This is a genomic window from Protofrankia sp. CiP1_Cm_nod2 (assembly GCF_920664355.1).
Classification (GTDB): Bacteria; Actinomycetota; Actinomycetes; order Frankiales; family Frankiaceae; genus Protofrankia.
The window spans coordinates 1-8,935 of the sequence record NZ_CAKKTL010000214.1 but is presented as its reverse complement, the minus strand read 5'-3'; the positions used below and the strand labels follow the sequence as shown (position 1 = coordinate 8,935).

Sequence of the window (8,935 nt, the reverse complement as noted above, 5' to 3'; positions counted from 1 at the left end):
GCCGGGGGCGGTTGGGGCGGTGGCGGCCGCGGGCGCGCCGGGCAGCCCGTCCCCGGGCGCGACGCAGCCGCGGCCACAGCCCGCCGTGACGGCGGCTGGGACCGCGCGCGTTCTTTCCGGGGATACGGCGGTCACGGTGGGTGGCGGGCTCGTGCTGTCGACGGGTGTCGTCGACCTGGGGGCGGTCAACTCCTCGGCGGCCGTGGAACTGCGCAGCACCGGCCGCCAGCCCGTCGGCTTCCGGTTCGCCGCCACGCCGTCCTGGCTGTCCGTCGCGCCGGCCACCGGCACGGTCGCGGCGGGTGATCGCAGGGCCGTCACCGTCACGCTCGACCGGTCCGCCGCGCCGGCCGGCGTGCTGGACACCTCGGTCGCCGTCGCCACCGTCGGCGGCGACGGGAAGGGCGGGACGCTGCGGGTGACCGCGGTGGTCTCCGGCCCGCCGGCCATCGACGTGCTGACCGTCGCCCCGGCCGTTGTGCGCACGACGGGATGCCCGGCCGCGGCCGGGCCGACGGTGTCCACGGTGTCGGTGCGCGCGACCGATTCCACCGGCGTCTTCCGGGTGGACCTGGTCGCCCACCTGCCCGACGGGAGGACGGCCACCAGCGCACTGAGCCTGGGTGAGGCCGCCGAGCAGTGGTCGGTGTGGTCGGGGCCGGTCGGGCCGTCGGCGGTCCCGGGCCCGCTGTCGTTCAGCGTCACCGTCACCAGCCTCGACGGGCTGCGCGCGCAGTCCAGCGGCTCGCTTGAGGTCGGCTCCTGCCCGGCCGCCGAGCCGACCGCCGCCGGGCCGGCCGGCGCGGGCTGACAGCGCCGGGACTGACGGCCCCTGGCTGACGGCCCCTGGCCTGACGGCCCCGGGGGTGACGACGCGGCGCGGCCGGTGTCCCGGGCGGCCGCCGTGGGCCGTACGCGCGGGGCGACAGGTGAGTGCGCGCAGGGTGTGTGTACGGGCGTGTCCCGCGCAGTCTAGGCTTTCACCCATGGCATCGGTGTCGTTGTCCAAGGGCGGCAATGTATCCCTCAGTAAGGTCGCCCCCAACCTCCGTGCGGTGACCGTCGGTCTCGGCTGGCAGGTACGCCAGACCTCCGGCGCCGACTATGACCTCGACGCGAGCGCGATCGTCGTCGACGACCGCGGCAAGGTTCTCTCCGACCAGTATTTCGTGTTCTTCAACAACCTGGTCAGCCCGGACGGGGCGGTGAAGCACCTGGGCGACAACCTTGTCGGTGGCGGTGGCGGGGACGACGAGCAGATCACGGTCGAACTGTCCGCGCTCGCGCCGCAGGCGTCCAAGGTTGTCTTCGCGGTGTCGATCTATGACGCGGATGTTCGCCGGCAGACCTTCGGCCAGGTGCGGAACGCTTTCATCAGGGTGAGCGACTCGACCACCGGTACGGAGATCGCCCGTTATGATCTTACCGAGGACGCGTCCACGGAAACCGCGATGATCTTCGGTGAGCTCTATCGGTATTCCAGTGAATGGAAGTTCCGCGCGGTGGGCCAGGGATACGCCTCGGGCCTGCGGGGAATCGCCCTCGACTTCGGCGTCAACGTCTCCTGACCGGCTGCTGTCCCGACCGTTGGCGTTGGTCAGCAGGAAAGCCGAGGTGTTCGGCGGGCCAGGTGGGCGCCTCCGTGGAGGATAACTCTTACGGATGAGAACTCTTACGGAGACGCCCGCTGTTTTCGCCCGCTGTTGTCCGCCTGAAGGGCCGCCGGCGGTGCGCTGATGTTTTTCGCGCCGCCGGCGGCCCAGGGCCTCGGGCCCCTCTACGGCGATGTCAGGTGGTCGGGGCCGGCGTCAGGAGTCCCGATGACTGCGCGCCGATCGTGGCGGCCGGGCCGCCGGTGACGGACGACCCCTGGAGATCGTCCCGCCATGCCAAGGAATGCCGGTGGAGAGCGATGTTCTGGGGGGTCGCCGTGGGCTTTTCCTTGAAGACGAATGCCCGGCGCAGATCGGCATGGCGGTTCTCGGTGAAGAAGTTGACAGCCATCCGGCTCAGCTCACGGGTGCGGTAGACCTCAAGAGGCATCTCGGCCTCGTCGGCGGCGAGCCGTGAGGTCTTGGCGTCCAACGCCTCCTGCCAGCCCGCGCCGGCCAGTTCGCTGGCGAGGGCCAGCAGGGCGTCGTCGTACTCCGACGGCTCACGGGGGAGCAGCCGGTCCACCAGGCCCATGTCGGCCGCTTCCACGTCACCGACGGGAAGGCACTCGGTGGTCAGCGTCGCCGCGGCATCCTTACCGACTCGTCGTGGCAATGTGTACGTCCAGTATTCGGATCCGTACAGTCCCATGTTGTCGTAGTGCGGGTTGAGTACCACTCCGGTACGGGCGGCAACCAGGTCTGCGCCGAGTGCGAGCATGATGCCGCCGGCGCCGGCGCTGCCCGAGATGCCCGCGACCACGAGCTGGCTGGTGCAGGTGATGATGGCCTGGCACAGGTCGTCCATCGCGTCGATGTTCGTCCAGGCGGCGGTCGCGGGCCGTTCGGCCGCCTCGATCACGTTCAGGTGGATGCCGTTGGAGAAGAAGGTGTCACCGCCGCGCAGCACGATCACACGGGTGTCCTGCTGGCTCGCCCAGGTGAACGCGGCGAGCAGCCGGCGGCAGTGCTCCGTGGACATGGCGCCGTTGTAGAAGTCGAAACTGATCCACCCGACGGGGCCGTGACGGTGGTAGCGCACGTCCCGGCCGGTCTCCGGGCCGGGAGCCTCCGACGTCGCCACCGGCAGCGGCTGGACGTGGTCGGCCAGCACCAGGTTGGCCGGGAGTTTGGGCTGGCTGGCGCGGCGGAGGTGCCCGATCCACACCGCGCCGTCAACGGTGGGCACCAGCACGGCGCCGTCGCGCCGGGACAGCAGGGTGTTCTCGCGCTCACCGTCGCGGGCCCGCGTGGCGGTGAGCGCGACGGCCGGGCTGGCGTCGAAGGCGCGTAGCTGCTCGCCGAACAGCAGGCAGGGGGCGCCTGGTGAGCCGTCCGATGCCGCCACCTTGCGCAGGACGTCGCTGGTGGTGTCGGTGTCCCAGTCGATGCGCCGGTCGTCGGCGCGGGTGGAGGGCCGCAGCCTGCCGCGCAACCGGTGTGCCGGGATGCTGTCGAGCGGTGTGGGCACGAATCCGACGACCTGTGCCTTGTCGACCACGTCGTGGATGACGGCGATGGCCGCGTCGGTGACCGGCCCGTTGTAGAGTGCCGACTTGCTGATGCCGAGTGGGACGGCGAACTCACGGGCCGACCAGATCGGCCCGGCGTCCATCTCGGCGACGGCCTGCAGAGCCGTGACTCCCCAGGTCGACGCCCCTTCCAGAATGGCCCAGTCGAGCGAGGACGGCCCGCGGTCACCGACCGGCCCCGGGTGGATGATGATCGTCTGTCGGGTCATCCAGATGTCGTCCGGTACCCGTTCGCGCAGGAAGGGGCATATGATCAGGTGAGGATCGGACAGCCGGACGGCCTCGCGTATCGTTTCCGCGCTGAGCGCGAGCTCGACCGTCACACGGTGGCCCGCGCGCTGTAACTCGACCCATGCCCGCTGGGTGAGCCCGTTGAACGCGGACGAGAGTAGAAGAATCTTCATTTTCTTTCCTTGTCAGAGGTCAGATCGAAACTCCGAACGGGTTTTCGGGTGAACCTGCTCTCCCGTGATCGGGATATGGGGGTGCGTGGATCCACGGGCTGGCCCCGCGACGGGTGGCGGCTCCCGGCGCGATGATCGCCGCTGGCGGCCGTGTCACCGTCCCGGAGGTCGCGACACGCGGTGGCTCTGCCTGGGCAGACCGAGTTCCTCGAGGTCCGCGATGGAGGAGGGCGGGACGGAGGAGGGGGTCACCTGCGCGGTTACGGCACCGGCGTCGGCGGTGGATACCGGCTGGTGTGAGCGCGCCGCGGCACGCGGTGCGGGACCGCGGCCAGCACGAGAAAAGCTGGCGTGGGCAGGCTTTTCCGAGCGGATGGCGGCGAGGTAGTGATCATCGGGTATGGGGGCGCCGATCCCGCCGGTCGCGGCGAAGATGATGAACATCAGAACGATGGACGCGGTGAAGGTGGTGATGGTCCCCATGGCGAAAGGATCGACGCCGTGCGGCCGTGGCACGGCGGGGTCGGCGGTGACCCGCGTGGCTGCCATGCCCGTGTAGTGCATCCCGCACACCGCTACCGCCATGATCACCGATGCGACGGCGCGCCGGCCGACACCACCGATGTGGAACGCGATCCAGAAGGCGGCTGTCGAGGCCACGACGGCGATGACAACGGACAGGCCGACCAGCGGCGTCACGTAGCTGATCGCCCCTTGGGTGTGCATCGCGTACATGCCGGTGTAATGCATGGCGGCGACACCGGCTCCCGCGACCGTTCCGCCGACGAGCAGCCGCTGGAGGCTGTCGGGATCGGCGGCTACCACCGTAAGCCCGACGCCGGCCACGACCACGGCGATGAGCAGCGACAGGCTGGTGACCACCTCGTTGAACGTGATCCCCAGCTCGATACGGTAGGCGACCATCCCGACGAAGTGCATCGACCAGATCGCGCACCCGCCCAGCGACACGGCCGTGAGAGTCATCCACGCCAGCCGGCTGGTGCCGGTGGCCGTACGTAAGCGGACCGCGCACGCCAGGGCCGCGAACGAACCGAACGCGGCGAGAAGGAAGGACAGCAGGACGAACACGGGGTCGTACGAAGCGTGCAGATGCTCTGCTGCGGCACTGACTGATCCCATCCAACCCCCAGGAGTTCGCCATGTGACACCCAGGGGGCTGCCGGGTAACGGCATCTGATCAGCAGCCTCCGGATCTTCCGACGGGGCAACTATAGCCCGACCGGGGCCAGCCAAGTGATGGGTTTCACGCCAAAATAAGTTATCTAATTGAATTATTTCAGGACTAACTATAGTTAAAAGAGATTTTTATGGACAAAGCGTCATGAGACGAAAAATCTTACTTTGGCAGCCAAAATATTCACTTTAAGTGATGCCTCTGGGGTGGATGGCCCGGGCGACGACCGCTGGCCCGCTGGCAGGCGTCGGCCGTCGGCAGGCCGGAGGCAATGCGATGCGATCATGTTTTCCGCGCCCGTGGCTCCTGCCGGGCCCGGCAGCCGGTCCGGGAGGCCCGGGAGGCCCGGGTCCCCGGGCCACTACGAGGCGCGACTGGCCGGATGACGACGGTGCGCGACCACCATCACCCGGACGGACAGCGTGTTCGCGTCCACCTGGTAGAGAATCCGCCAGGACGGGCCGGTCGCCTCCCACATCGTCGAACGCGACTCCGACAGGGGCGTGCCCGCCCGGCGCGGGTCGTTGCGCAGCGGGCCGCCCAGGAACCGGCGGATCTCACTGGCGGTCCGGTCGGGCAGCCGTTGCAGGTCGCGCTCGGCCGATGCCGCGACTGTCACCTCGTGGCGGGCGCTCATACCGCCACGCCGTTCATCCGTGGGCGTGACGAGCACGGGGCCGGCACGCGTGTCCGGTTCTTCACATGGTGATCGTAGAAGTCCCCGCCGCCGGCCGCCGGGGTTTCCGGCCGGGCGGGCGAAAAGGGCGGGACCACTTCGCCTCCCGCCACAATCTGTGATGGAACCTGTGACGGCGCGGCAGCCCGTGACGGCGCGACGGGACCGGCGGCGACGGACATGACGCCAAGGCTACTCATGTCACTCAACGTCCGGTGTCACTCAACGTCCAGCCGCCGCTCGGGCACCTGCCGGGCGCGGCCCGGCGCCGGCGTGGCTGCTGGTCCCCACCCGCCCGCAGGATCTCCGGCACGGTCATTCCTCCGGCAGCCTTCGGCAGCCAAGGAATGACCGTGCCGGTGTCACGGGTTGGTGCCGGGTGTGCGCTACGGAACCGACGAGATCATCCGACGGATGCTGGCCGACACGAAGGTCTGGGCGGTGGTGGGGCTGTCACAGAACACCTCCCGGGTCGCCTACTCCATCGCGGCCTATCTGCGCGCGCACGGCAAACGGGCCGTTCCGGTCCACCCGTCCGCGCCTGTGGTCGCGGGTGAGCAGGGCTACGCCTCGCTGACCGAGATCCCGTTCCCGGTGGACGTGGTGGACCTCTTCGTCCGCTCGGAGCTGGTCGGCCCGGTGGTCGACGACGCGGTCGCCATCCGTGCCGGAGGGATCTGGATGCAGCTCGGTGTCCGCGACGACGCCGCCGCGCGGCGGGCGGAACGGGCCGGACTGCCCGTCGTCATGGACACCTGCCCCCGCATGGAGGCGCCCCGCCTGGCCGGCTGGGCGCCCTGACGGCCCTCCCCGGTCACCGGCCGCGCCCCCTGGCCGCCCCGCGTACCCGGGTGCCCGCACGGCGGCTGGAGTGCGCGGGCCCGCGGTGTCGCCGGCGGTGACGCCGCCGGGGCAGCCCGGGCCGGCGGCGGGGCTGGGCATGGGAGATCCGCAGCCAGCCCAGCGCCGCGGCCGGCGGGAGCAGCACCAGCGTCGGCAGCAGGTAGCGGTAGTCGAAACACACCGTGGCGGACGGGACCACCAGCAGCGCCATCCCCGCCGCCACCAGCAACGCGCAGTCCGCGCGCAGCCGCCCGGCCCCGCCGCCGGTGCCTGCGTCACCGCCGGTGCCGACACCACGGTCGGCAGTGGCACTACGGTCGGTAGTGATGTTGCTGTCGGTAGTGGCACCGCTGCCAGCACCGGTGCCGCCGCCGAGGCTGGTGCCGCCGAGGCTGGTGCCGCCGGGGCTGGTGCCGCCGGCCCGCTCGGGACCGGCGCGCCGGCCCGCGGGCAGGAAGCCGGCGGCGCCGAGCGCCACCATGACGGCCAGCGCCGGCCCCGGGGTGAAACCGTAGCGCTGGTAGGCGCGCAGGAGCGCGGCCGGCTCGGGGCCGACCCGCCGGTCGGCCCGGGTACCGTCGAAGGTGATCAGCGGTGCGCTGATGTTCCAGTACGCCGGCGTCGTCTCGTCGGGGAACTGCCAGCTGCCGACGTACCAGTCGCGTGCCCCCACCCACCGGCCGGGGGTGAGGAAATGGGCCACCTCGCCGGTCACCATCCGTGCGTAGTCCGCCGGCTGGCGCCGGATGACCTGGCGGGCGAACTCGGCCAGCGCGGCCTTCTTGCGCGCCTCGGGGAGATCGACGGTGAACCGGGGGCTGTTGTGGTTCCACACGTAGTAGTTCGGCCCGGGCCGCTGCGCCGGCGGATGCGGCGAGCAGAACAGACGGGCGTCCGGGCTGAGGTCCAGCCGCGCGCAGTCGGCGATGGGCGCCACCCGGCCGTACAGCCAGTACGTGTCGCCCCCGGTCAGCGCGTAGGCGCCGTGCGCGGAGTGGAACCAGACGGCGTACCCCACCAGCGGCGCGGCCAACGCGCCACCGAAGACGACCGAACGTGACCAGCCGAGCCGCCGCAGCAGCACCCAGGCCAGCGCCAGCACCCCCAGGACGACCCCCACCGTGCGGACCAGCGACGCCAGGGCCAGGCAGCCCCCGGCGAGCACGCAGGCTGTCACAGACGGTCTCGGTGCCCACAGCAGGGCCGCGACGGCCACGACGAGCAGCGCCTCGAACAGCGTCTCCGCCATGACGAAGTGCTCGATGTTCACCTGGTAGGCGTCCAGCAGCACCGGTGCCGCCGCCAGCGCCGCCACCCGGGCGGTCACGCCCCGGTGCACCAGCAGCGCGTAGAGGAGGATGCCGAGCAGGACGCCCATGAGGTGCTGGACGGCTGGTACCACCCACAGCCGGTGTGTCACGGACAGTGCGCGCAGCAGCAGCGGATAGCCCGCCGGCCGGACCGGGTCGGGCACCAGGGGCCGGGCGAGCCGCAGGTAGGCCATGGAGTCCCCGGAGAACTCCAGGGCCGGCCGATAGGCGATCATGGCCAGTGCCCGCAGGACGACAGCCGGTACGAGGACGATTGTGATCGGGACGACGACGGCGGCCGGGAGGCGCCCGCGGGCCGCCATCCGACGGGCGGGGCCCGGCCGCGGGGGATCGGGGCGCGGGGGATCGGGGTGCGGGGGGCCGGGCGGGTGCGGCCGGCGTGGGTCCCGATCCACCGGGGCCTCCTGATCACGTCATGCGCGGGTCGCCGGCGAAGTGGCCGGGCATACCTCCGTAAAGGGTCCCAGGGAAACGTACCGAAGGGATTTTCCGGCTATCTGTCGGCATCCGGTCAGCGCCCAGCGCGTGTCCTGTCGGCATCCTGTCGATATCCAGTAAGCGTTGTCATATCCGCTATCTGTCACCAGGTGATTCCGGACCGCTGACACAGGGCACCGGCCGTCGCAAATCGAAACGCAAGGCGAGCGAACGGAGACACAAGGCGCGATACGCCGGGCCGCGGCGGCCGTGTCGTATGCCGCTGCCCCTGTCGTCCTACTACCGACAGCCTGAGAGCGCGGGTCGATGTGACGTCCGTTACGCGGAGGCGTAATCTTCTGTGACTGTGCGAGGAACACCGGTTTCTGGAGATCCATCGACAACGACGTCGGCGAGTCCGCAAGTACCCACCGAGGTCCGTCAAACCGGCAGGGGGGGCTGTCCTCACCAGCCGCCGTGCCCATCCGCCAACAGTCCCGGCCGGGACGCCGCGCGGGTGACAAACCGGCACTGCGACCAGGGCTGGAGCTTGTTGTGTAATGGTGTGATTCTTTTTGATGACACGGGGGAGATTCTGCCGACGGGGGGCATCATCGAACCGCGGCGTGTGCCTCCGAGGCCGAGGAGCATGGTCGGCAGCGGCGCGGTTGCCACGCGGCAGCCGATGGCCGTGCCCACACCGCGCGTCTGGACGGCATGAGGCGACCGGCCGGCCCGGGCCGGCCTGTGACGATCATTCGGTCGACGAGTACACGAGGATGACTGTCCGGGCGCGGGTCCGGGTACGCGGCGGCTCCGGCGGGGCCGCTTCCGCGACGTCCCGATCGGGCCTATCCGGCTGAACAGTGCGTGATGGTATCTTTA

Annotated in this window: 8 protein-coding genes; 4 read left to right on the top strand and 4 right to left on the bottom strand. The window is 70.5% G+C overall.

All coding sequences use genetic code 11. The features are described 5' to 3' along the window. On the top strand, window positions 1-811 hold an 811-nt coding region (locus NBW84_RS19365), incomplete at its 5' end, for a hypothetical protein (RefSeq protein WP_250286159.1). A 175-nt stretch (window positions 812-986) separates the two neighbouring features. Further along, window positions 987-1,568 carry a TerD family protein gene (locus NBW84_RS19360; protein ID WP_250286157.1) on the top strand — a complete coding sequence of 194 codons (582 nt, stop codon included), beginning with the start codon at window positions 987-989 and terminating at the stop codon, window positions 1,566-1,568. Between the two features lie 220 nt (window positions 1,569-1,788). Here the strand turns inward: NBW84_RS19360 and NBW84_RS19355 are convergent, their stop codons facing one another. The 3 genes from NBW84_RS19355 to NBW84_RS19345 all read right to left on the bottom strand — a co-directional run bounded on the left by NBW84_RS19355 (window position 1,789) and on the right by NBW84_RS19345 (window position 5,420). Beyond that, a complete protein-coding gene (locus NBW84_RS19355; RefSeq protein ID WP_250286155.1) occupies window positions 1,789-3,588 on the bottom strand; it encodes a hydrogenase maturation protein in 1,800 nt (599 codons plus the stop codon). 153 nt (window positions 3,589-3,741) lie between these two features. Beyond that, entirely contained in the window at window positions 3,742-4,728 is a 987-nt protein-coding gene (locus NBW84_RS19350) for an MHYT domain-containing protein (RefSeq protein ID WP_250286152.1), read from the bottom strand. A gap of 416 nt (window positions 4,729-5,144) precedes the next feature. Further along, window positions 5,145-5,420, bottom strand: a complete 276-nt coding sequence (locus NBW84_RS19345) for a type II toxin-antitoxin system RelE family toxin (protein ID WP_250286151.1) — start codon at window positions 5,418-5,420, stop codon at window positions 5,145-5,147. A gap of 453 nt (window positions 5,421-5,873) precedes the next feature. Here NBW84_RS19345 and NBW84_RS19340 point away from each other — a divergent pair, with 453 nt between their 5' ends. Further along, window positions 5,874-6,260, top strand: coding sequence for a CoA-binding protein (locus NBW84_RS19340; protein WP_445548399.1), 387 nt, complete (start codon window positions 5,874-5,876; stop codon window positions 6,258-6,260). Window positions 6,261-6,273: 13 nt separating this feature from the next. Here the strand turns inward: NBW84_RS19340 and NBW84_RS19335 are convergent, their stop codons facing one another. Then, entirely contained in the window at window positions 6,274-8,028 is a 1,755-nt protein-coding gene (locus tag NBW84_RS19335; RefSeq protein ID WP_445548775.1) for a hypothetical protein, read from the bottom strand. Between the two features lie 383 nt (window positions 8,029-8,411). Here NBW84_RS19335 and NBW84_RS24535 point away from each other — a divergent pair, with 383 nt between their 5' ends. Further along, entirely contained in the window at window positions 8,412-8,771 is a 360-nt protein-coding gene (locus tag NBW84_RS24535) for a DUF5999 family protein (RefSeq protein ID WP_445548398.1), read from the top strand. Window positions 8,772-8,935: the final 164 nt, after the last annotated feature.

Excerpts from the sequence above, each read along its gene's own strand:
- NBW84_RS19340 (WP_445548399.1), top strand. The coding sequence starts at position 5,874 with ATGCTGGCCGACACGAAGGTCTGGGCGGTGGTGGGGCTGTCACAGAAC.
- NBW84_RS19355 (WP_250286155.1), bottom strand. The coding sequence starts at position 3,588 with ATGAAGATTCTTCTACTCTCGTCCGCGTTCAACGGGCTCACCCAGCGG.
- NBW84_RS19345 (WP_250286151.1), bottom strand. The coding sequence starts at position 5,420 with ATGAGCGCCCGCCACGAGGTGACAGTCGCGGCATCGGCCGAGCGCGAC.
- NBW84_RS19360 (WP_250286157.1), top strand. The coding sequence starts at position 987 with ATGGCATCGGTGTCGTTGTCCAAGGGCGGCAATGTATCCCTCAGTAAG.
- NBW84_RS19350 (WP_250286152.1), bottom strand. The coding sequence starts at position 4,728 with ATGGGATCAGTCAGTGCCGCAGCAGAGCATCTGCACGCTTCGTACGAC.